Origin of the sequence: Thalassotalea litorea (assembly GCF_005843925.1) — a bacterium.
Taxonomy (GTDB): domain Bacteria; phylum Pseudomonadota; class Gammaproteobacteria; order Enterobacterales; family Alteromonadaceae; genus Thalassotalea_A; species Thalassotalea_A litorea_A.
This window is the reverse complement of the sequence record NZ_VCBC01000002.1, coordinates 90,005-113,647: the sequence shown is the minus strand read 5'-3', so window position 1 is coordinate 113,647 and position 23,643 is coordinate 90,005. Positions and strand designations below refer to the sequence as shown.

16 protein-coding genes and 1 tRNA gene are annotated in these 23,643 nt (G+C 45.2%); 7 read left to right on the top strand and 10 right to left on the bottom strand.

From position 1 onward, the window contains the following. Positions 1-67: 67 nt before the first annotated feature. The 8 genes from FE810_RS00915 to lolB all read right to left on the bottom strand — a co-directional run bounded on the left by FE810_RS00915 (position 68) and on the right by lolB (position 7,533). A complete protein-coding gene (locus tag FE810_RS00915) occupies positions 68-1,888 on the bottom strand; it encodes a DUF3604 domain-containing protein (protein ID WP_138318144.1) in 1,821 nt (606 codons plus the stop codon). 398 nt (positions 1,889-2,286) lie between these two features. Next, on the bottom strand, positions 2,287-3,378 hold the full coding sequence (ychF, locus tag FE810_RS00910; RefSeq protein ID WP_138318143.1) for a redox-regulated ATPase YchF: 1,092 nt from the start codon (positions 3,376-3,378) through the stop codon (positions 2,287-2,289). A gap of 19 nt (positions 3,379-3,397) precedes the next feature. After that, positions 3,398-3,991: an aminoacyl-tRNA hydrolase gene (gene pth / locus FE810_RS00905; protein ID WP_138318142.1), complete on the bottom strand. Its 594-nt coding sequence runs from the start codon at positions 3,989-3,991 to the stop codon at positions 3,398-3,400. 16 nt (positions 3,992-4,007) lie between these two features. Further along, positions 4,008-4,637, bottom strand: coding sequence for a 50S ribosomal protein L25/general stress protein Ctc (locus FE810_RS00900; RefSeq protein ID WP_370738908.1), 630 nt, complete (start codon positions 4,635-4,637; stop codon positions 4,008-4,010). A 224-nt stretch (positions 4,638-4,861) separates the two neighbouring features. Continuing rightward, on the bottom strand, positions 4,862-5,809 hold the full coding sequence (locus FE810_RS00895) for a ribose-phosphate pyrophosphokinase (protein WP_138318140.1): 948 nt from the start codon (positions 5,807-5,809) through the stop codon (positions 4,862-4,864). A gap of 139 nt (positions 5,810-5,948) precedes the next feature. Next, positions 5,949-6,023: transfer RNA gene (locus tag FE810_RS00890), tRNA-Gln, on the bottom strand. A gap of 7 nt (positions 6,024-6,030) precedes the next feature. Beyond that, a complete protein-coding gene (gene ispE / locus FE810_RS00885; protein WP_138318139.1) occupies positions 6,031-6,900 on the bottom strand; it encodes a 4-(cytidine 5'-diphospho)-2-C-methyl-D-erythritol kinase in 870 nt (289 codons plus the stop codon). 18 nt (positions 6,901-6,918) lie between these two features. Next, the gene (gene lolB, locus FE810_RS00880; protein ID WP_171022173.1) at positions 6,919-7,533 is read right to left on the bottom strand and encodes a lipoprotein insertase outer membrane protein LolB; all 615 of its coding nucleotides are present in this window, start codon (positions 7,531-7,533) and stop codon (positions 6,919-6,921) included. Between the two features lie 258 nt (positions 7,534-7,791). Here lolB and hemA point away from each other — a divergent pair, with 258 nt between their 5' ends. The 3 genes from hemA to prmC are packed head-to-tail and all read left to right on the top strand — an operon-like array spanning position 7,792 to position 11,092. Further along, positions 7,792-9,063, top strand: a complete 1,272-nt coding sequence (gene hemA, locus FE810_RS00875; protein ID WP_138318137.1) for a glutamyl-tRNA reductase — start codon at positions 7,792-7,794, stop codon at positions 9,061-9,063. A 26-nt stretch (positions 9,064-9,089) separates the two neighbouring features. After that, positions 9,090-10,178, top strand: a complete 1,089-nt coding sequence (gene prfA, locus FE810_RS00870) for a peptide chain release factor 1 (RefSeq protein WP_138318136.1) — start codon at positions 9,090-9,092, stop codon at positions 10,176-10,178. A 14-nt stretch (positions 10,179-10,192) separates the two neighbouring features. Next, on the top strand, positions 10,193-11,092 hold the full coding sequence (gene prmC / locus FE810_RS00865) for a peptide chain release factor N(5)-glutamine methyltransferase (RefSeq protein ID WP_281278309.1): 900 nt from the start codon (positions 10,193-10,195) through the stop codon (positions 11,090-11,092). Positions 11,093-11,147: 55 nt separating this feature from the next. Here the strand turns inward: prmC and FE810_RS00860 are convergent, their stop codons facing one another. Further along, positions 11,148-11,897 (bottom strand): YciK family oxidoreductase, encoded by a 750-nt coding sequence (locus FE810_RS00860; protein WP_138318135.1) that lies wholly within the window; start codon positions 11,895-11,897, stop codon positions 11,148-11,150. A gap of 299 nt (positions 11,898-12,196) precedes the next feature. Here FE810_RS00860 and FE810_RS00855 point away from each other — a divergent pair, with 299 nt between their 5' ends. Together FE810_RS00855 and sohB are read left to right on the top strand one after the other, a co-directional pair. Further along, on the top strand, positions 12,197-14,569 hold the full coding sequence (locus tag FE810_RS00855; RefSeq protein ID WP_138318134.1) for a VolA/Pla-1 family phospholipase: 2,373 nt from the start codon (positions 12,197-12,199) through the stop codon (positions 14,567-14,569). Positions 14,570-14,715: 146 nt separating this feature from the next. After that, a complete protein-coding gene (sohB, locus tag FE810_RS00850; protein ID WP_138318133.1) occupies positions 14,716-15,753 on the top strand; it encodes a protease SohB in 1,038 nt (345 codons plus the stop codon). 749 nt (positions 15,754-16,502) lie between these two features. On the opposite strand, the gene FE810_RS00845 is transcribed toward sohB, so the two are convergent. After that, the gene (locus FE810_RS00845) at positions 16,503-17,846 is read right to left on the bottom strand and encodes a dicarboxylate/amino acid:cation symporter (RefSeq protein WP_138318132.1); all 1,344 of its coding nucleotides are present in this window, start codon (positions 17,844-17,846) and stop codon (positions 16,503-16,505) included. Positions 17,847-18,029: 183 nt separating this feature from the next. Here FE810_RS00845 and FE810_RS00840 point away from each other — a divergent pair, with 183 nt between their 5' ends. Both FE810_RS00840 and topA read left to right on the top strand, forming a co-directional pair. Then, a complete protein-coding gene (locus FE810_RS00840) occupies positions 18,030-20,435 on the top strand; it encodes an Ig-like domain-containing protein (protein ID WP_138318131.1) in 2,406 nt (801 codons plus the stop codon). Between the two features lie 478 nt (positions 20,436-20,913). Beyond that, the gene (gene topA / locus FE810_RS00835) at positions 20,914-23,577 is read left to right on the top strand and encodes a type I DNA topoisomerase (RefSeq protein WP_138318130.1); all 2,664 of its coding nucleotides are present in this window, start codon (positions 20,914-20,916) and stop codon (positions 23,575-23,577) included. The last annotated feature ends 66 nt before the right edge of the window (positions 23,578-23,643 follow it).

Below are 23,643 nucleotides of genomic sequence, written 5' to 3'. Positions count from 1 at the left end.
ACTATCTTTTGGGGTTCGTACAGCTCCCTTGTAGCAAACCCCAATGGCTTTATTGTCGACTCGCTCGCTATTTGGGGGTATACCAAATTGGTGAGCTGTAGGCCCGTTCTTGGATCACCGCATCGTATTCTTCAGGGTGCTCAATGCCTAACGCCAATGCATCAAAGAGTGTATGACGAGGCGTTGGGATCTGCAGAACCCGGACATAGTAAAAGGCTCGCATATCAGGATCAAAATCCTCATCTTCCCAGACAACGGTTAACTGCTCGGTACCTATGTCATTGGTATACAACCCAGTATCCATGTCAACGGTATTACCAACTGCCTCGATGCTGCCATCGCTCGATTGTTTGCGTTCACCTGACCAGGCGACGTTATAAACTTTCTCTTGAGCTTTACCGGAATCATCAACCCAACCTTTAACCACCTGTACTCGGTCGAGATTTGCATCAATAGGGTCTTTTACCGCCTGGATCAACAATTTTGGGTTATCGCGTTTACCCGCAGGAGGTAAATCGCTACCCATAGGAACGCCTTTATCATAGCCAATGTTGGCTAAATCCGCAGATTCGGCATCGTTATCTTTAAAGTCATAGCCGGCAAAAACTCTAAGCTTGATTCGCGGTCCTGACGTACCATAAACTTCTTTGCGCTTAAATGCTTCGACAATGGCTTCACGGGTATTTTCCTTAGCCCACACCGCAGCCAAACCCGATGCGGACATATCCCAACCCGTTACGCCTGGCGCCCCTTCGAGATCTTTGCCTTCAGGTTTTGAATCAAGAGAAAATTTACCCCAGAAGTTATCCTCTTCGGTACTTGCAAGGCCCGTGTGTGCATCAGTTGAACCGACAAGACCCGCCTTATATGGGTTGATGCCAACTTTTTGCTCGATTTCCAATCCTCGCATAAGGGCACTGCGCACGTAACTTGCCGCAGGATCCGCTTCTTTTTCTTCCTCTGTTCCACCGACTTTAATTAAGTGTTCATAGGTTTCGAAATCGGCAAATTCATCTTCCGGTGACAGCTCGCTTTTGGTTTCTGAATCCCCTTTAATTTGGGTGATTTCGATAACGGGTTCCCAGCGAATACGGGTTTTCGCGTATTCTTTGGTGATGGCATTCCCATCACTGTCGACGTTTTGGAACATCAGATCATTGGATATATTGGAACCATGTGGAATCGCAACAAAATTTGCCCCGGTTTCGTCCGCCGTTTTTTCCAGCCAATTCCACAAATCTTCCGGGCGGTCACTTTCAAACGCGCTGTAGGGGGTAAATTTTTCCGCCACAGACGCATCTTCCGGCATAAACACGACTCGGTGTAAATTGGAGCCGTTAGGCAATGAACTCCACTCCCAACCGATCAAGGCGGTAAATTTGCCCGGTTCGTTATGTTTTTCTGCCGCCTCGTAAATTTCTTTCCAGACCGTATCCCGTACCCGTTGACTATGTAATTCCATATTAGGTTTAGCGGCATTAACGTCGGCAATTAATTCAAAGAATACGTCGGTGCCTTTGCCATTTTTGATCATCTCGATATAACGTGCGCCGGTTTTCGTTTTTGATAATTCTTCATCCCCATCCCAAAGCATTTTGGGTACACCGGCGTATTCGGCGTGATCGGTTACCGCCAGAAAATCCAAGGGAGTATGCAACCTCACTTTCGCTCTAGTGTCATCAGACATTACCGGTAAGCCTTTGGCAAATCGGTAAGCGGTATCAGGATCGACATTGGTGTTCTTGTTAACGTAGGCATCTGGGGATAAATTGGTATGCAGATGAGTATCGCCCCAGAGTAATACCGTTGGGGCATCGCCTTCGTTAGCAAAGACCTGCAAAGAGGATGACAATGCGAGTAGGGCGAATGTCGATGTTAAGGTTTTCATATCACACCTGAAAGTTACGGCTCAGTTGCGGCTTCCGGTTGCAACATCGCGTTTTTGTCATGCATAAATCCAGCATCTGATTTATGGGGGAATAGATAAGGTAACAATAAAATACCAACGCTTTTTTTTATTACTTTGCTTATTAAAAATAATCCAATGGAAAGATTTTTCCACCTTTTAACGAAAGTAAATCAAAATAAACTGGGCTGAACAAAACGGAGAAAATGATGGTTGAAGGGGAGATGTCAGAGGATGTGGGTTGAAAGTTGAAAGAAGAACTTAATGACTAAGGTTGGCAGGATAGCATTATCTCAAACGACGAATTAAAAACCGTTGAAAACAAAACAACCGGCATTGAGCCGGTTGTTTCATTAACAGTGGATGTTTTATTTCACTGATTAGACGTTGAAACGGAAGTGAACCACATCACCGTCTTTGACGCGGTAATCTTTACCTTCTAAGCGCCACTTACCGGCTTCTTTCGCGCCAGATTCACCATTACAACTGACAAAGTCATCGTAACCGACGACTTCAGCGCGGATAAATCCTTTTTCAAAGTCGGTATGGATCACGCCAGCGGCTTGCGGCGCGGTTGCGTTCACTTTTACGGTCCAGGCGCGTACTTCTTTAACGCCGGCGGTAAAGTAAGTTTGCAAATGCAATAACCCGTAACCTGAATTAATCACCCGGTTGAGTCCCGGTTCGGTTAACCCCATTTCAGCCATAAACTCAACGCGATCTTCTTCATCCATTTCCGCTAGTTCGCCTTCGATTTCGGCACATACTGGCACCACGACGGCATCTTCTTTTTCGGCAATAGCACGAACCTGATCAAGATATGGATTGTCTTCAAAACCGTCGTCATTCACGTTCGCGATGTACATCGTCGGTTTTGCTGTCAGGAAGTTTAGGTAGCTTACCGCCGCTTTTTCTTCCTTGGTTAACTCTAAGGAGCGGATCATTTCGCCCTGTTCTACGTGCGCCAGGATTTTTTCTAGCACTGGCACTTCGAATTTAGCGTCTTTATCACCGCCTTTGGCACGTTTAGCCTGACGTTGAATCGCTCGCTCTGCTGTTTCCATATCGGAAAGCGCCAGTTCTGTATTGATAACATCAATATCTTCTTCTGGATTGACTTTACCAGCAACGTGAACAATATTGTCGTTTTCAAAACAACGGACAACATGGCCAATCGCATCCGTTTCCCGGATATTGGCTAAAAATTTATTACCCAGACCTTCACCTTTTGAGGCTCCAGCCACCAGGCCAGCAATATCAACGAACTCCATGGTCGTGGCGATGACGCGCTCTGGATTGACAATTTCCGCCAATTTATCCAAACGTGGATCTGGAACTGGCACCACACCAGTATTGGGTTCTATGGTACAGAACGGAAAGTTTGCGGCTTCGATGCCCGCTTTGGTCAGTGCGTTAAACAGGGTAGATTTACCAACATTTGGCAATCCAACAATACCGCATTTAAATCCCATGATAAGTTCCTGTAGATAATCAGTTTGTTGCTTTGAACGTGTGAAGTCGGTTTTGGGCTTTTTTCAAATCTTGCTCGAGCCAGATTGAAAAACAACGACTGGCTTCATCCACCGCCTGGTCGAGTAAACCTTGTTCGGCTTGAGGTGCCTTGCCCAATACGAAACCTGTCACCCGGTCTCTGTGTCCCGGATGGCCAATGCCAATCCGCAACCGATAAAAATCTTTATTGTTCGCCATACGGGCAATAATATCGCGCAGACCATTATGGCCGCCATGTCCGCCACCTTGTTTAATTTTAACCACACCAGGATCGAGATCCAGCTCATCGTGTGCAACCAGAATGTCCGCCACTGGAATTTTGAAAAAATTTGCCAGCGCCGCCACAGATTGACCACTGCGATTCATAAAGGTGGTTGGAATTAACAGGTGTACCAATTGATTGGCAATCATACCTTTGCCGTAAAGGCCAAAGTACTTAGTGTTCGGAGACAGGGTAATATTATGCATGCGGGCGAGTTCTTCAACGAACCAGACACCTGCATTATGGCGAGTCTTGGAATATTCGGGGCCTGGATTACCCAGGCCCACAACCAATTGAATATTAGTCGTCAAGGAGATTCCTCAGCGATTATTCTTCAGTGGTTTCTTCGCTGCTTGCTTCTTCAGCTGCATCGTCGTCATCGCTGCTGACTTTAGGTGCGCTAGCAGTAACAACAGCTTGGTCGTGATCTTCACCTTTAGCCAACTCAACAGAAGTTACGCCTTTAGGAAGAGCGATATCTGATAAGTGGATAGTTTGACCAACTTCCAAGTCTTTCACGTCAACTTCAATGAACTCAGGAAGGTTTGCAGGTAAACACGCAACTTCGATTTCGTTCGCAGAGTGAGCGATAACAGCACCAGTTTTCGCAACTACGTCTTCGTTGATGAAGTGTAGAGGAACGTTAGTGTGCAGCTCTTTCTTAGCGTCTACACGCAAGAAGTCCATGTGCATGATTTGCGGCTTGAACGGGTGACGTTGCATATCTTTGATTACAACTTCAACAGCTTCTTTACCTACGTTTAACGTTAATACGTGAGAGTAAAACGCTTCTTCTTCCTGTGCACGGAAAACTTTGTTGTGCGCAAGAGTGATCGATACTGGCTCTTTGCCTGCACCGTATACGATAGCTGGAACTTTGTTCGCATGACGTAGGCGGCGGCTCGCACCTTTCCCCATGTCTGTACGAACTTCAGCATCTAATGTGAATAAATCCATAGTAATGTACTCAATTTAAAGTAAAACTTAATTATTCTTCGCGACCAAAAAATAATCTCTAATCCTTCCGAAGAAGGGGGTTTTCAGCAAAGGAAGGATCCTATTACTAAAAAGGCGCGGCATGATAACACTTTGTTGAGAATTTTCACACCCTTAAAATAAAAAAGCACGCTTACTGCGTGCTTTTGGTGAAATTTTCCGTTTCAACAACTCAAAACTTAAGGTTAAGCTTTAAACATCGCCGAGATAGACTCTTCATTGCTGACCCTGCGAATCGCTTCAGAGAGCATGCCGGCAAGGCTTAATTGACGAACCTTAGCCAGTTTTTGAATTTCCGGTTTTAATGGAATCGAATCGGTGACAATCATCTCATCGATTTCTGAGTTGGCGATATTCTCGGCAGCGTTGCCGGATAGGATTGGGTGCGTTGCATAGGCATATACGCGACGAGCGCCATGCTCTTTTAAAGCCGCAGCCGCTTTACAAAGCGTACCACCGGTATCAATCATATCATCGACGATAATACAATCACGACCATCGACATCACCAATAATGTGCATTACCTGAGAAACATTCGCCTTAGGACGACGTTTATCGATAATGGCTAAATCGGTGTCATCCAGTAATTTGGCTACAGCACGAGCACGAACCACACCACCGATATCCGGAGAAACCACAACTGGGTTTTCCAGATCTTTATTTAACATGTCTTCTAACAGAATAGGGGAGCCGAAAACGTTGTCTACCGGAACGTCAAAGAAGCCCTGAATTTGTTCCGCATGCAGGTCAACAGTCAGTACTCGGTCAACACCAACGCTGGAAAGGAAATCCGCGACAACTTTTGCGGTAATTGGAACACGGGCACTTCGCACTCGTCTGTCTTGGCGAGCATAACCGAAATAAGGCATGACCGCAGTAATACGACCGGCAGAAGCACGACGTAAGGCATCGACCATGACGATCAATTCCATTAAGTTGTTGTTGGTTGGTGCACAAGTAGATTGGATAATAAATACATCCGCGCCACGGACGTTTTCGGTAATTTCAACGCTGATTTCACCATCACTGAAACTGCCAACTTTTGCATCACCAAGTCCAATATATAGACGGTCTGCAATTTTCTTAGCCAGTTCAGGGGTGGCATTACCCGCAAAAATCTTCATGTCAGGCACTGTCTGTTCCTCAGAAACTTAGACATCATTAATGTTAGTACATTAAAACAAGTTTTAATGTGGTATTACACTCAGACTATTTTCTTACAAATATTGCCTGGTGTTGTCATTTGCCAGCTATTTTCGGTAATTGGCAAATTGGCTGGGGTACAAGGATTTGAACCTTGGAATGACGGGATCAAAACCCGCTGCCTTACCGCTTGGCTATACCCCAAACATTGTTAACTCACCTGTTCAAGCTCGGCCAGAACCGGTGATGAATTCAACCCCCTGGCGATAAATGAACGCACATTTGGAGGCAGTTTCGATTGTACCTTACGGGCTTCTTCCACAGAGTCAAAACTGGAAAAAATACAACCACCTGTGCCGGTCAATCGAGACGGAGCGTATTCTAACAACCAAGCCATTAACTTGGCAACCTCAGGATACAGGTTAGCGACCAAATTTTCACAGTCGTTGTGACAGGTGCGTAAATCCATTTTCATTCTTTGCTGCTTTGTCAATTTTGCCGTGCATCTCGGTAAATTCGGATGTTGGAATATGCTCGCGGTTGATATATGGCAGGAAGGGACGGTAATCAAAAATACCGGACAGTCGATATCAACCGGGGTAATAATTTCACCAACGCCTTGTGCAAATGCACTGTGACCGTGAACAAAAATAGGCACGTCCGCCCCCAGAGCCAAGCCAATATTTGCCAGTGTTTCTAACTCGAAACCTAAGTTCCAAATGCGATTCAATGCCAGTAATGTTGTTGCCGCATTCGATGAACCCCCACCTAAGCCGCCGCCCATGGGCAGTTTTTTGTCCAGACTAATATCAACGCCCAGAGGTTGGATGATTGTGCTTGGTGCGCGATTTTTTAATGACTGCGCTGCTCGATAAATAAGATTATCTACCAATGGCACACCGGGGATATTGGGCGTTAATGTAATCTGGTCATCATCGCGCGGGGTGAAGGTGAGGTTATCGCTAAAATCCAAAAACTGAAAAACGGTTTCCAGCTCGTGATAGCCATCTTCGCGGCGATTAGTAATGTGCAAAAATCGATTAATCTTTGCAGGGGATGAAAAAGCGTATGTTGTCTTCATAGTATTTGAGGTCAGAAATTAATCGTCCAGTTGCCAGTCGGTAATCGCCAGTTTTATGGTCAATTGACCATGCTTTAGGGTAAGCTTGCTGGGCATGTAATGTTCATCGACTTTGGTAAATTCCTGATAATCAACCTGCCACATACGGTTACCGCGAAGCGCCTGAATTCGAGCGGGTAAGCCATTTTCTGAATTGAAAAATAATGCATCCTGAGATTTTGCTTTTGCGCCTTTGATCCAATAGGTCAGATCATCAACGGGTAATTCAATACCAGAAACGCCAGCCAATAACGGTTGCAATTGGGGGCCGGTATAACGTTTACCATCGACTCGCAATTCATAACCGGAATCAATGGAGGATAGTGATAATACATTAACCCCGAGAAACGTGGTTAAATTTAACTTCAATTCATCTTGGTTGTGACGCCAGTATAAATTTGCGCTCTTGCGTTCAGAACCTTGCATAAATGCCATTTTACCTTTCACCAGCCATTCGCTGATTTCCGCCATTTGCTGCTGACGCAACTTTTGCGCGGCGACACTTTGCGGCTCCGGAGGTTGGCTAAATAGCGAACAGGCGCTTAAGATGGTTGAAATGACTGCGGCTTGCGCAATTATTCGCCACTGTTTCAATCTTGAAAAAGATCTGCTGTTATTACTGCATGCAAAAGGAAGAGTCATAAATTAACTAAAATACCGAAAGTGAATGGCGAATTTGTCTATCTATATTGCACCACATTTATCAGGGTACTTTCAATCATCGGTTTAATTTCGTAAAATTAGCAACATTGTTTGTTGTTACGTTTATCGTTACTCAAAATTCTACGTGCAGAATCGATAAAGACAACAAGATACACCTTTTACTCGTTAACCGGACTAAAGCTCGAATCTATGCCCATTTTTGCCGTTGGAATTAATCACAAAACAGCCCCTGTGTCTGTTCGTGAAAAAATAGCATTCAGTCCTGACAACCTAACCCATGCGCTGCAGGAAATGGTTGGCGAATTATCCTGCAAAGAAGCGGCGATTTTATCGACTTGCAACCGTACCGAACTGTATTTTGTACAAGACCAGTCGGTGTCTGACGTAAAACAGCAAGTTACTGGTTGGTTAGAGCAATATCACCAGGTTCCAGCGAGTGTTATTTCTCCAACGCTTTATTGGCATCATGATCAGCAAGCCGTAAATCATATGATGCGAGTGGCCTGTGGTCTGGACTCTCTCATATTAGGTGAGCCGCAAATTCTCGGACAAATGAAACAAGCCTACAGCCAGGCCAAAGCCGCCGGTTCTATGAAAATTATTATGGACCGTCTGTTTCAACGCACGTTTGGTGTCGCCAAACAGGTAAGAACGGAAACAGAAATCGGTGCTAGTGCTGTATCTGTCGCGTTTGCCGCAGTAAATTTAGCCAAGCATATTTTTGGTCAATTAAAACAGACAAAAGTATTATTAATTGGTGCCGGCGAAACAATCGAATTGGTTGCTCGTCATTTATATGATAACCAGGTGGGCAAAATTACTGTCGCAAACCGCACCGTGGCCAGAGCTGAACATATGGCCAACAGTGTTGGCGCCGATGTGATTACCCTGGCGCAAATTCCTGAGCATATTGGCGATGCCGATATTGTGATATCGTCAACCGGGTCAACTTTACCGATTATCGGTAAAGGCATGGTCGAAAAAGCGTTAACCCGTCGCCGCCATCGACCGATATTTATGGTGGATATTGCCGTTCCCAGAGATATTGAGGAACAAGTGGCCGAGCTGGAAGATGTATTTTTATACACAGTGGATGATTTACAAGGTATTGTTGCTCAAAACCTAGAAAACCGTCGGGTGGCCGCTGAACAAGCGGAAACGATCGTGGGTGGCCAGAGTGATGATTTTATGGCCTGGTTACGGGGCCTAAACACCCAAGACGCGGTAATTGCCTACCGAGAACAATGTCTGGGTCGACGAGATGCCTTGCTGGAAAAAGCCAAGCTGCAATTGGCAAACAACAAAGATCCCGAGCAAGTTGTCGCTGAACTTGCCACCAAATTAACCAATAATCTAATGCACGCGCCAACGCGGGCGATTCAAAATGCCGCCCAGGGTGGTGAACTGGATAAAATTATTTATCTTCACGATGTCTTTGATTTAGATAAAAAAGACTCTTAAATAACAATATTGCGAATTCAAATTAAATGAAACAATCTGTCTATCAAAAACTGGAAATTCTGGTTGAACGTTTTGAAGAAGTTCAGGCGTTATTATCGGATCCGGATGTAATTTCCGATCAGGAAAAGTTCCGTGGGCTTTCAAAAGAATTTTCTCAGCTTGAAGAAGTGACGAAAGTATTTAATGACTTTAAGCAGGCGCAAGACAACTTTGAGATGTCTCAGGAAATGCTTAAAGACGATGATCCTGATATGCGTGAAATGGCGCAGGAAGAATTTAAAGCGGCGAAAGAGTCGATTGAAACATTGACCGAGCAATTACAAATTCTATTGTTGCCAAAAGATCCAAACGATGACAACAACTGTTTCGTCGAAATCCGCGCAGGTGCCGGCGGCGATGAAGCGGCAATTTTTGCCGGGGACCTGTACCGTATGTATACCCGCTATGCGGAAAAGCAGGGTTGGTCAACGGAAGTGCTTAACATGAATGAAGGTGAGCACGGCGGTTTTAAAGAAGTTATTGTTAAATTCAATGGCGATAGTGTCTATGGCCAAATGAAGTTTGAAAGTGGTGGACACCGGGTTCAACGTGTTCCGGAAACGGAATCTCAGGGTAGGGTGCATACCTCCGCCTGCACGGTTGTCGTGATGCCGGAAATTCCAGAGGCGGAAGCGATTGAAATTAATAAAGCCGATCTAAAAGTCGATACTTTCAGGGCATCCGGTGCCGGTGGTCAGCACGTTAACAAAACGGATTCTGCGATCCGTATTACCCACATACCCACAGGTATTGTGGTTGAGTGTCAGGATCAGCGCTCTCAGCATAAGAATCGTGCTCAGGCGATGTCAGTATTGCAAGCCAGAATGCAACAAGCGGAAGATGAAAAGCGCCGCAGCGCTGAAGAATCATCACGCCGTAACTTGGTTGCCAGTGGTGATCGCTCCGAGCGTATTCGTACTTACAACTATCCGCAAGGTCGTATGACAGATCACCGCATTAATTTAACTTTATATCGTCTTAATGAAGTGATTGAAGGTAATTTGCATCTGGTTCTCGAACCGATTATGCAAGAAAATCAGGCGGACATGCTAGCGGCGTTGGCGGAACAGAACTAATTGCCGATATTCCTGTGAACACGCCGAAAAACAAAGCTGCTGAATCAGACCTTAGCGATATGTCTATCGCTAAGGCTTTAACGCAAGGTCAGCAGCAACTGCTCGATAATCGGGTGGTCGATAGCCCCAAACTTGATTGCCAATTAATGTTAGCGCACGTACTCAATGTGGACACCAGCTACTTACATGCCTGGCCTGAAAAATGTCTCACTCAAACGCAATATGATGAGTTTTTGCACCTGTTAAGTCGCCGAGAGCAAGGTGAACCGATTGCATTTTTACTCGGCGAACAGGAATTTTGGTCGTTGCCGTTCAAAGTCTCTCCTTGTACGCTCATTCCCCGCCCAGATACCGAAGTTCTGGTCGAAACGGTTTTGCAAGATTATTCCCAAAACGACAATGTCAGATTATTGGATTTGGGAACGGGGACCGGAGCGATCGCGTTGGCTATCGCCCACGAAAAAGCCCAGTGGCAGGTGGAGGCGGTGGATTACAGCCACGATGCTGTAGCCCTGGCACGAAGTAATGCCGAACATTTGCATTTGCAACGGGTAAAAATTTATCAGAGTAATTGGTTTTCGAACGTTTCCGAGCAACTCAAATTTGACGTGATAGTCTCTAATCCCCCTTATATCGATGTCGATGATCCGCATTTGTCGCAAGGCGATGTGCGCTTTGAACCAAATTCGGCATTGGTTGCCGAAGATCACGGCTTTAAAGATATCCGCCACATTATTTCCCTCAGCCGTCAGTATTTAATGCCGGGGGCCACCTTGTATATTGAACATGGCTTTGAGCAACACACTCAGGTTCAGAAAATCTATGCAGACTATGGTTTTGAAGAGATTGAAACTATTTGTGATTACGGTGGGCAACCGCGTATGACTAAAGGTAAGTGGGCGCAGTCAAGTTAGTCTGACTTGAGTGCAAGACGCCATTTCGAATAAGTGAAATGGCATCACCGTTTAATTAACCTTGTGCTTGTTGTGCATTGATACGTTGACCATTTATCTCTTTACTGTCGTCACTCATCAGATAAATATAGGCTGGCATAATATCTTCAGCGCTGGCTATTTTTCTTTTGTCTTCTGCTGGAAACGCGGTTTGACGCATCTTAGTATCTGTCGCCCCAGGATTGATAGCATTGGTGCGAATCGCACTGTCTTCATATTCGTCGGCAATCACCTGCATCATACCTTCTGTGGCAAACTTAGAGATACTGTACGGTCCCCAATAGGCGCGTCCTTTATTGCCCACTCCGGATGTGGTGAATACCAAAGAGGCTGAATCTGCTTTTGCCAATGCCGGGATTAATGCCTGAGCTAAATAGAACTGGGCATTGAGGTTTACTTGCATCACGTCGTCCCAAATCTGTTTGGCGATATTCGCAAACGGGGTCAGTTCGCCGAGCATCGAAGCATTTAATAACGCACCATCCAATTTACCAAACTGATCAAGGATGGTATTGGTCATGTCCTGATAATTTTGCGGCGTCGCACCTTTCATATCCAATGGTACAATCGCGGGTTCAGGGTAACCACTGGCAATGATCTCATCGTAAACCTGTTCGAGCTTTGCAACAGTGCGGCCTAATAAAATGACCGTCGCACCATATTTTGCGTAATGAATTGCAGCTTGTTTACCAATGCCATCTCCGGCACCAGTCACTAATAGGGTTTTGTTGGTTAAACATTGTGCACTTGGCTGATAATCAAACATAAGAATATAGATAAAGGAAACTGATAGAGGTATTCTACCTAGGCTAAGTTTGGCTTTCGAGAATTTATTAATAATTTATATAAGAAAAGCCGGTTTTGCTTTATTTTCTGAAAAAAACGCTAGATTAGACTGCCATCTTGAGCTAAGTTAGAAAAAACTAACTGGTCTAACTAGTTATGTCTGTATGTTTTAATAACACAAATGAATGCACAGGCATTTTTACAATAACAATCAACTGTAAAGTGACTTTGTAGAATAACAAGAGAAATAAAGACTTTACTGGCTTTTGGGGAGAATACATGAAAAAGCTCTTACTATGTCTGGCGGTTACTAGCGCCTTAGGCCTTAGTGGATGTGATTCTGAATCGATTGATAATGTTATCAATGAGAATTCAGGTGAAGCACTTAAACCGACTTCGACGGTAGCCTTCGATCCTTCTAACGGGGTACTTTCTTTCCCCAACAATATTCTGTTTTCCGGAACTATGGACGGCACGTTGAATTTGCCAGTGGCAGATCCGACGAATTTGTCTGATCCCTTAGTGGCGGCAAACGCCCTTGATGGCTGGTCAACAAACCAACCATTTATTCAATCATTTAATTTTGCCGAAGGCGTTGGCCTTGATCCAGTTGCGATATACAGCACCGATGCGGTAAGCCTAATTGAAGTCGCCGCAGGTGGCGATGCTGAATGTCCAGACTCTACCCGTGGCCTTGCGTGTGCACCGCGGGCAAAATTAGTACTGGGTGAAGACTTTATTGTACAAGCTGCAGGTAACGATTTAGCCATCGTGCCGTTAAAGCCACTTAAAGCGAAGACAACCTACGTATTAGCGTTAACCGATCGTTTAATGGATACCGAAGGTCTGTCAATTGCTCCTTCTTCAACGTATGAGTTGATCCGTACTGATATTTCTACGCCGCTTCCCGATGCTACATTATTTGCGCTGCAAGCGCAGACGAATAGCTTTGAAAGCATCGCTGAAGGCTATGGCATTCAGCGCGATAGCATTATTTACACCGCAGCATTTACGACTCAGTCAATTGAAGACTCGGTCATGGTTACCAAAGAATTGCTAGCTGCGTCTTTAAACCCAGCGACACAATTATTCCCAACACCTGTTGTCGGTGTCCAAAACACAGGATTAACGGCGGCACAGGCGCTTGGTTTTGCACCTGCTACGCAATTAGGTCAGTTATTTGCATCCGCCAAGCTTCATATGGGGCAGGTGACTTTACCTTATTATTTAGGTACAGGGCTTGAATCTACGACACAGCCTTGGAAAGCAATGTGTGATTCCGGCGCAGTGTTAGCCGCAGTTGATCCATCAATGTTGCCGGCTGAGCCAGTTTCTGCAACCGATGGCGCCTGTATGCAGTTTGGTTTGCGTGATTTACCTGAGTTCGGCTTGGATCCTGAGCGTAACATTACCAAATTCAACCCAATACCTAAGCTTGCTGAACTACAGAATGTTGAAGTTCAAATGACAATCCCTGATGTGGCGCAAGCGAATATGGTTCGACCTGCCTTTGGGATGGAACCGGATCTGGTTGAACCTGCGAATGGCTGGCCTGTTGTGATTCTTCAGCATGGTATTACCGGTAACAAAGGTCAAATGTTGGCACTTTCTGGTATTTTATCGGCAGCAGGTTACGCAACCGTCGCCATCGATCATCCATTACACGCCAGTCGTGGTGTTGACTTGACCGGTGATGGCAACAATGAAATTGACGCTTCCAGCAACCCATTTCATTATATGAATATTGCAAACCTGTTAAATGCCCGCGATAACTTGCGTCAAAGCACCACGGATTTGATGGCACTTCGCCTTGGTCTCAACTTTGCTCAAGGTGTTAACATAGACCCATCACAAACGCATTTTATCGGTGCATCTTTGGGTGGTATCGTTGGTTTAAACTTTATGGCGACCACCAATACCTCATTCAATACCGGTAGTGCCGAGCAGGACGCGGTATTGAACTCTATGTTTGCCGTTAAAGCGAGTACGCTGTCTACACCTGGCGGCGGTATTCCTAACTTCCTGCTTGAGTCAGCAGCGTTCGAAGACATTATTAAAGCAAGCCTGGCATATAGCGCTTCACCTGAGTTTAAAGGATTTGCGGATGCTACTTTAGGTGATGCAGCGGCAGATCCTGTGCAACTTGCGGGTATTTGGCAGCCGTTTGTTGATGCATTAACGCCGGCACAGCTTGGCGCTGTGAATTCAACATTCTCTATGTTTGCTTTTGCTGCACAATCGATTCTTGATGCGGGTGACCCGTTAAATTATGCAAAAATGGCACAAGCGAATAAATCACCAATCCATTTGATTGAAGTGGTGGGTAATGGCATGGATAATCTACCGGATCAGGTGATTCCGAATACGGTTTCTAGCCATCCAATCGCCGGTTCTTCACCGCTAATTGAAACTATCGGTTTGCCAGTGATTCGCCAGACTGCGGTTTCTTCCGATGGTATGCCTATTTCAGGTGCGGTGAAATTTGTTTATGGTCATCATGGTTCTTTATTGAGCCCGGCACCAACCACTGGTTCGCCTAGTGTTGAATTCAGTGCCCGTGCAACGCAGGAAATGCAGAACCAGGCGGTTACGTATTTCTTAACTGGCGCCACGGTCATTCCAGTCACCGATACCGATGTCGTCTTGCAGTAATATTTGCTTGCAATAAGATAGTGAAAAAGGAGGCTTAGCCTCCTTTTTTGTATTCAATGTTTTGTCATAATGCGATAACATCGATAAAATCTATGATTATCTGTTTTAACTTTTAATTTTACACTTGAATCCCCAGGAGAAAGAAATTGGAATTTCTTTATGAGTATGGCTTGTTCTTCGCTAAGGTCATTACCTTTGTTATCGCGGTAATTGCCATTATCGCCACAGCCGCCGGTGTTGCGCAAAAGCAAAAAGGACGAAAAGGCGAGCTGGAATTGACTGATCTGACTCAACAGTTTAAAGACGTTGAAGAAGATATGGTTACCCACCTGCTAGACAAAGATGAGCTTAAAGCCCGTCATAAAGCCCAGAAAAAACAGGAAAAAGCCGAGCAAAAAGCGAAAAAAGGCGAGACTTCGGAGCCCGAAAGTAAGCATCGATTATTTGTACTCGATTTTAAAGGCAGCATTGATGCTCGAGAAGTGGAAGGGTTAAGAGAAGAAGTGAGTGCTGTGTTGTCGGTTGCTAACGAGCAGGATGAAGTACTGGTTCGCTTAGAAAGTGGCGGTGGTATGGTGCATGGCTATGGTTTAGCCTCATCGCAGTTAGACCGAATTCGCCAAAATAACATTCCGCTAACGGTCGCAGTTGATAAAGTTGCTGCCAGTGGTGGTTATATGATGGCCTGTGTGGCCGATAAAATTATCAGTGCACCGTTTGCTATCTTAGGCTCAATTGGCGTGTTGGCTCAGGTACCAAATTTCAATAAGCTTCTGAAAAAGAATGATATTGAATTTGAACAACTGACCGCGGGAGAGTACAAACGTACCCTTACCATGTTTGGTGAAAATACCGATAAGGGACGTGCTAAGTTTGTCGAGGAGCTGGAAGAAACTCACGATTTGTTTAAACATTTTGTTGCCGAACATCGCCCATCGTTGGACATCGATAACGTTGCCACTGGTGAGCATTGGTTTGGCTTAAAAGCGAAAGAGCTAGGCTTAGTCGATAATATCCAGACTAGTGATGATTATTTAATGGCTTGTGCGAAAGATAAATCGGTGATGGCGGTTAAGTACTCAGTCAAAAAGGGCTTAGCGGAAAAACTTGGTAAGGCGGCATCACTATCAATAGAAAACGTCGTTATGAAGCTTTGGCAGAATAATCGAATCTTTCCAAGCTAAGGCTTAGCTAGCCATTTAACACAATGAAAATACCGGCTTTTGCCGGTATTTTTGTATCTGTTGCACCTAAGTAAAGCCATGTATACCGCTACTATGGCACCATACGTTTTCTATCAATGTGGTTTTCATAAGGATATTTCCATTAGTCTGTATTTGCATCTGGTATTCACACCGGATTGTTAGCCCTATGGTTGCCATCGTTATACCAATCCCACTAAGTTTGTGCACAACTCAGAGTTAGGGCCGAGGCTCAGTTACAACATAGATTTTATTGATATAGTCATTCTATATTAATGAAATATAGGGCAGGAAATGGGCCTCTCACTAACTCCCTACGGGGGAGTTCTAAAGGCGTTTATCCAGCGTTACTGATTTTGCCCAATTTTGGCTGTTTTTGAGAGGGGAATAACCATTCTCTGCAATCAAAGCCTTGTCTAAAAACCTTTAAATTCTCACTGAGTGAGCATTAATTTAATGGGATTGGTATTACCCAATCGCTTTTCAGTATTACCGGCCGTCATCGAGTGTCTTATAGCGGCGATATGTGCATCGGAGTCTTTGTGGTTCATGGTAGTTGTAACGCCGATATGCTGTTGAGTGCATAACCGGGAATTGCCGTAGGGTTGAACCCAAGGTGCGCGCATGGATGAAGGTCTATCTGAGCAATAGATGAGAGGCTTGTAAAACGAAAAAAGCCCGTAGTAATTACAGCTACGGGCTTTTTCTATTTATCGATTAATTGTATCTGACTACTTATCTTTGAGATGATGAAAATCGACTTTATCATCCGTTGCTTTGATGTCTGTGTGAAAGACTTCTTCGTTAAATTGTCCTTCGGTTTTTCCAACGATAACCGTTACCATAGAGTCACCGGTAACATTGACCGCGGTTCGTGCCATATCCAATAAACGGTCAATACCAATAATTAACGCGATTCCTTCCACTGGCAACCCAACTTGGGCCAGAACCATCGCTAGCATGATCATGCCAACACCGGGGACGCCGGCAGTACCAATTGAGGCGAGTGTTGCGGTAAGAATTACCATCAAAAAGTCAGTGATGGATAAATCGATATTAAATACCTGAGCGATGAACACGGTAGCAACACCTTGCATAATCGCGGTGCCATCCATATTCAATGTGGCGCCTAACGGTACGGTAAATGAAGCGATGGAGTTATCGACTCCCATTTTCTTGGTCGTGGTGTTTAATGTCGATGGAATCGTCGCATTTGAGCTTGAGGTGCTAAATGCAAAGAGCGCTGTCGTTTCCATTTTCTTTAAGAACGTAATAGGGTTCAGGCCTGTTAACGTTTTCAATAGTAGCGGGTAGGTTACTAAACCGTGAATCGCTAAAACACCCAGTACAACCAGGAAGTATTGAGCCAACGACCAGATGGCACCTAAATCCAGATCGGTGAATAGTTTCACCATTAAACAGAACACACCATAAGGTGCTAGATTCATCAGAATAATCACCAGTCGCATAATGACCTCATTCATATCCTGAAAAAGGTTAGCGATGCGTTGTCCAGCATCCCCGGCCAAAGCCACCGAAATACCAAACAGCACAGCAAACACGATGATTTGCAGCATATTGCCTTTGGCAAACGCGTCAAATGGATTGCTAGGGAACATGTTAATAATGACTTGCGCCAGAGACGGTGCTTCTTTAGCAGCATAGGTGGCTTCTGCGGTCATATTAATGCCTTCACCGGGTGCTATCAAAAGGGCAGCAATAATGGCAAGAGATATCGCGATAGCAGTGGTCACTAAATACAGGCCCACGGCTTTGCCACCGATTCTTCCCAGTTTCGACGTGTCATTCAGAGACGTTGTACCGCAAACTAATGATACAAAGACCAAAGGAACAACCAGCATCTTTAAACTGGTAATAAATATCTGACCACCGACGTGGAAGATGCCATCAACGAAAAAGCCTCTGATAGCAAAATCGAACAATCCTAGTGGAATGAGGAGTTCCCCATTTTCACCGAAGCTTAGAATTAACTTGAAAATAAAGCCGAGCGCGATACCGGCACCCATACCTACTACGATGCGAGTCGTAAGGCTTTGTGCAAACTGTTTATCCATAAAATTCGTCTATTTATTAGGCATGATGCCTGTTTCTAGTTAGTGTTCGCTATTGTTAACCATTTGTCTTAATACCGCCACCGAAATTTTTCATAGGAGATTTGTAATCAAGTGTAACGCTTTAGTAAATTATCGGTTAATATGGGAGCGCTAATAAAAATATGCTCAGGGAGTGCGCTTTAAATGAAGCTGTTTCAAAAACTTTTTTTCCTTTTATCTATCACGTTATTGACCGCCTGTGGTGGTGACCCTTTAGGTGAAGGAGAGTCCACTGATGCCCCCGTGGATACTGGTTCTGGTACTGTGACCACGCCGCAGGGCAATACCACAGTGACTATTGATATTGATAATAACTATATTACTGCTGCCAACCCAGCAGTTGTCACCGCAACCGTAACCACTGACGGCAATGCTGTTGCTGGTATTGTTGTCTCTTTTTCTGCCGACCTTGGACAATTTGATGTCGACTCCGGTACCGCATTGACCAATGATAACGGTATCGCAACGATCGGCTTGACCGCGGGTGCTGTCGGTGGCGCTTCTACTGTTACCGCAAGTATCGATGGCGGCGAAAGCGCTTCTATCGGCTTTGAGACTGTAGGTGATCAGGTTTCACAAATCGTGGTCGATTTAAGCATGCTGGATGCAAATACGGGTGCTGAAACAACTGTGATAAATGCCACCAATCCCGGAAAGCTTATTGCCACTGTTATTGGCGTATCAGAGCCGGTTATTGTGACATTTTCTTCGAATATTGGTGAGATCCCAATTCCAACGGCAATCACTGATGAAAACAATCAGGCAATTGTTGATATATACGCTGGCAACGATTTAGGTGCTGGTACCGTTACCGCCTCTTTACCTGATGGTTCATCCGGTGAACAGCTGATCGTTGTCGGCGCGACAGATTTGAAAATGGGCAGTGGTACACCTTTTGTTGAAGGCGAAGCACAATTAAGCTTGTCGCAAATCTCTGCCGGTGGAACCACGGTGGTTAGCGTTGACATTGTTGATGCAGACGGCGTTCCGTATACCTTGCCAGTGGATGTGCAGTTTACCTCAAATTGTGTGAACAATAGTTTGTCTGAGATGACATCACCGGTTACCACATCTAATGGTCAGGCAAGCAGTACATACTTAGCAAAAGGCTGTGTTAATGACGACCCTATAACCGTGTCGGCAAATGCTGGTGGTGTAAACCTGGCAGCTTCTGCAACGGTCAACGTATTGGCGGCGGATGCTGGTAGCCTGGAGTTTGTGAGTGCAACGCCGGAGAATATTTCGTTACAAGGTGTTGGTGGTCAGGAAAGTTCGACAGTGATTTTCCGAGTGCAGGATACTAATGGTAATCCGGTCAGCAATACTCGAGTAAACTTTAGCTTGAACACCGACGTTGGCGGTATTTCCCTAGAGCCATCGTTTGCCACAACCAATGGCAATGGTGAAGTGCAGACCGTCGTGAACTCGGGCTCTGTCGCCACTACGGTTCGAGTTACCGCATCAATTGCGGACAGCTCGCCGGCGATTTCTTCTCAGTCTAGCCTACTTGTTGTATCAACCGGTATCCCAGATCAGGATAGCTTCAGCTTATCCGCTGACGTGCTAAATCCAGAAGGGTGGAGTATCGATGGTACTGAAGTGGTCGTTACCGCGCGCATGGCCGATGCATTTAATAACCCTGTACCTGATGGAACTGCCGTTTCATTTACAGCCGAAGGTGGTTCAATCCAGCCATCTTGTGTAACCATTGACGGTAAATGTTCGGTTGTTTGGGTGAGTCAATATCCACGCCCAGAAGGGAAAATTATTGGTGATGAATTCTCCGAGCCATCGCTGACGCCTTATGGCCAGAAATATGGTGGCCGTGCAACCATTGTCGCCACAGCTATCGGTGAAGAGTCTTTCCCGGATGCCAACGGTAATGGACGCTTTGATGATACGGAAGTTACCGCATTTATGGGTACGGATGTCAGTGGTGCTGCCTATGATTTGGCTGAAGCTTTTGTCGACCACAATGAAGATGGGGTTTACAACCCACAAGAGGGTGGCACAGAAATTGGTGGTGAAAACGAAGAGTTCATCGATTTTAATGGTGGTGGTAACTTCGATAAGGCCGATGGTTTATACAATGGTAGCCTGTGTTCCATTCCTGCTCATGCAGGTTGTAACACCGAAGACAAGTCGCTTAACGTGCGTCAAAGCATCGTCTTGGTCATGTCCGGTAGTACCGCCTATCACAAAGTAACCCAAACGCTTGATTCAATGGATCCCAGCGATGTCGATTATGATGAGACTGACAATCGTGTTGTGGTTGAAGGTGAAAGCAGTGGTGCCGCTAAGTTGATTTTTGCTGATCTTCACAACCAACCAATGCCAGCGGGAACCTCGGTTAAATTTACCGCAACTGTTGGTAGTATTGTTGGCCCGGACACTTATATCTGGCCAAGCAATAATCATAATGGTGGCCGCGAAATAACGGTCGCGATTAAGGGTGAAAAAGAAGCAAAATCCGGTAGTCTGATTGTCGAAGTTACAACACCGGCAGGTCTGACGACAACGATTTCACCAATTACTATCGTTGTGAAATAATCTTATTAGAATTGACTAAGCCACCTTAGGGTGGCTTTTTTTTGTCAAGATAATTGCTTAAATCGCTCGAATAATCATCAACTAACAGATTTAAATAAATTTTTCTTTAACTTATGGTCGTTGATTGATTATTATCAGAAAATTGGTTTATGTCTTTCATTGATCATTTTAAGCTCAGAGAAGTTTTGTTGGTGATGAAGGTGCAGTTTTGGCAAGGAGCGCATGGCTGAACATAAGCCCTGAAATGTTAATTTCAGGCCGACCTTGAAAAATTATTTGCTTGTCAGTGGCAAAAATTACATATATACCTAATAGCAATTCATAATTTAAAAAAGTTTTTAACGCTGAAACAATATATTAGGACACCCTCCCTTTAAAAGACGGTTAGGTGATCCCATATAGGCGTTAATCGATACATATAGCAGGCAGTATAAAAACTGCATATAACCTTAGCCTGTGAACAGGAAAGTAAGAATTTATGGCAAAGTCTCTGGTAATTGTCGAGTCACCAGCGAAAGCAAAGACGATCAACAAATATCTTGGTAAGGATTTCATCGTTAAATCCAGTGTCGGCCACGTGCGCGACTTGCCCACCAGTGGAGGTGGCAAAAAAGCTCCGACCAAATCTCCGGCAGAAGTCCGGAAGATGACTCCGGAGCAAAAAGAGAAATATAAAGCCAAGCGTGACAAAGTCGCCTTGTATAATCGCATGGGCATCAACCCTGAAAAAGATTGGGCGGCAAAATATGAAGTATTGCCCGGCAAAGAAAAAGTCGTTAACGAATTAAAAACTTTGGCTGACAAAGCCGATATGGTTTATCTCGCAACGGATTTGGATCGCGAGGGAGAGGCCATTGCCTGGCACTTAAAAGAAATTATTGGCGGCGAAGACGAGAAATTCCGTCGCGTTGTGTTTAACGAAATTACCCAATCGGCAATTAAAGAAGCATTTAAACAACCGGGCGAGCTCAATATGAGCGGCGTTAACGCACAGCAGGCACGTCGCTTTCTCGATCGCGTCGTCGGTTTTATGGTCAGCCCTTTGCTTTGGAAGAAAATTGCCAGAGGCTTATCGGCAGGGCGCGTACAGTCGGTTGCCGTTAAGCTGGTGGTTGAGCGTGAGCGTCAAATTAAAGCTTTTATCCCGGAAGAATTCTGGGAAGTACATGCTGATACACTCACCGAAGACAAGCAAGCATTGCAGTTACAGGTAAGCCATCAAGATGGTAAAGCCTTTAAACCGGTTAATGAAGCCCAGACAAACGCAGCGTTAAGTGTTTTACAAAATGCGAGCTATCAGGTGAGCAAACGTGAAGACAAGCCGTCTAAGAGCTCGCCATCCGCGCCTTTCATTACCTCGACCTTACAACAGGCCGCAAGTACCCGTTTGGGGTTTGGCGTAAAACGTACCATGGGATTGGCACAACGCTTGTATGAAGCTGGCCATATTACCTATATGCGTACCGATTCAACCAATTTGTCTAAAGATGCTGTAGCAAGCTGTCGAGAATATATCACGGATAATTTTGGTGCGAATTATTTACCCGAAAATCCGAAAGCTTATGGTGCCAAAGCCAATGCTCAGGAAGCGCATGAAGCGATCCGTCCTTCCAGTGTTAAGGTCGAGTCAGCGTTTTTAAACGATATGGAAGCCGATGCACGTCGACTGTATGACTTGATCTGGCGTCAGTTTGTTGCCTGTCAAATGACTGCCGCACGTTATGATGTTTCGACTCTGACGATTTCTGCTGCCAATTTTGATTTGAAAGCCAAAGGGCGAGTCATGCGCTTTGATGGTTGGACAAAAGTGCATGCGCATTTGTCCAAAGGCGATAAAGATACCCACTTACCGGACTTACAGGTTGGCGCACCGATCACTCTTGAGAAATTGGAGCCGACTCAGCATTTCACCAAGCCGCCTGCGCGCTTTGGTGAAGCCTCACTGGTGAAAGAGTTAGAGAAACGCAGTATTGGTCGTCCTTCGACCTATGCGTCAATCATCTCGACCATTCAGGATCGTGGCTATGTACGCCTTGAAGGTAAACGCTTCCATGCTGAAAAAATGGGTGAAATCGTAACCGATAGTTTATCGGGAAGCTTTGAAGATCTGATGAGCTACGATTTTACCGCAAAAATGGAAGACAGACTTGATGACATCGCCAGTGATAAAGCGTACTGGAAGCAAGTCCTGACGGAGTTTTATGAAAACTTTACCGAGCAGTTAGGTGAAGCCGATAAAACGGTCGAAGACGGTGGGATGCAACCTAATCAGCCAGTCTTAACCGATATTGATTGTCCAAACTGTGGTCGTAAGATGGCGATCCGCACCGCATCTACCGGTGTGTTCTTAGGTTGTAGTGGCTACAACTTACCGCCAAAAGAGCGCTGTACGCAAACCATGAACCTGACACCAGGTGACGAAGCGGAAAGTGTGATTGGTGAAGATCGCGAAACCGAAGCCTTGATGGCAATGCGTCGCTGTCAAAAATGCGGCACTGCCATGGACAGCTACCTGATTGATGAAACCCGAAAACTGCATGTCTGTGGTAACAACCCAACCTGTGATGGGGTGGAGTTAGAGCAAGGTGAATTTAAGATCAAAGGCTATGACGGTCCAATACTCGATTGTGATCGCTGTGGTTCCGAGATGCAGCTTAAATCGGGACGATTTGGCAAGTACTTTGATTGTACCAATGCGGATTGTAAAAATACTCGTAAACTATTGAAAAGCGGCGAAGCTGCGCCGCCGAAAGAAGATCCGGTGGATTTACCAGAGCTTCGCTGTGAAAAGTCCGATGCTTTCTTTAAGTTACGTGATGGCGCCGCGGGTATCTTCCTTGCGGCCAGTACGTTCCCTAAATCGCGAGAAACGCGGGCACCATTGGTTGCGGAACTGCATCGCTTTCGAGATAGAATTTCTTCTAAATTCTACTATTTGGCCGACGCACCACAACAAGATCCTGATGGCAATGCAGCGATTGTTCGTTTCTCACGTAAGACCAAAGAGCAATACGTGATGACCGAAGTCGATGGCAAGGCAACGGGCTGGGTCGCAAAATTTGTCGATGGTAAATGGGTCGAAGAACAGACTAAGAAAAAGCCGGCGAAAAAGGCTGCGAAAAAGCCAGCATCGAAAAAATAGAGTAGAAAACCCGCATACAACGCGGTTCTCAAAACAGTAAAATACCGCCTTTAAGGCGGTATTTTT

What these genes read in the sequence shown, in the direction of transcription:
- FE810_RS00915 (WP_138318144.1), bottom strand. Translation starts at nt 1,888, where the DNA reads ATGAAAACCTTAACATCGACATTCGCCCTACTCGCATTGTCATCCTCT.
- ychF (WP_138318143.1), bottom strand. Translation starts at nt 3,378, where the DNA reads ATGGGATTTAAATGCGGTATTGTTGGATTGCCAAATGTTGGTAAATCT.
- FE810_RS00900 (WP_370738908.1), bottom strand. Translation starts at nt 4,637, where the DNA reads ATGGATTTATTCACATTAGATGCTGAAGTTCGTACAGACATGGGGAAA.
- ispE (WP_138318139.1), bottom strand. Translation starts at nt 6,900, where the DNA reads ATGAAGACAACATACGCTTTTTCATCCCCTGCAAAGATTAATCGATTT.
- hemA (WP_138318137.1), top strand. Translation starts at nt 7,792, where the DNA reads ATGCCCATTTTTGCCGTTGGAATTAATCACAAAACAGCCCCTGTGTCT.
- prfA (WP_138318136.1), top strand. Translation starts at nt 9,090, where the DNA reads ATGAAACAATCTGTCTATCAAAAACTGGAAATTCTGGTTGAACGTTTT.
- FE810_RS00860 (WP_138318135.1), bottom strand. Translation starts at nt 11,897, where the DNA reads ATGTTTGATTATCAGCCAAGTGCACAATGTTTAACCAACAAAACCCTA.
- FE810_RS00855 (WP_138318134.1), top strand. Translation starts at nt 12,197, where the DNA reads ATGAAAAAGCTCTTACTATGTCTGGCGGTTACTAGCGCCTTAGGCCTT.
- FE810_RS00845 (WP_138318132.1), bottom strand. Translation starts at nt 17,846, where the DNA reads ATGGATAAACAGTTTGCACAAAGCCTTACGACTCGCATCGTAGTAGGT.
- FE810_RS00840 (WP_138318131.1), top strand. Translation starts at nt 18,030, where the DNA reads ATGAAGCTGTTTCAAAAACTTTTTTTCCTTTTATCTATCACGTTATTG.
- topA (WP_138318130.1), top strand. Translation starts at nt 20,914, where the DNA reads ATGGCAAAGTCTCTGGTAATTGTCGAGTCACCAGCGAAAGCAAAGACG.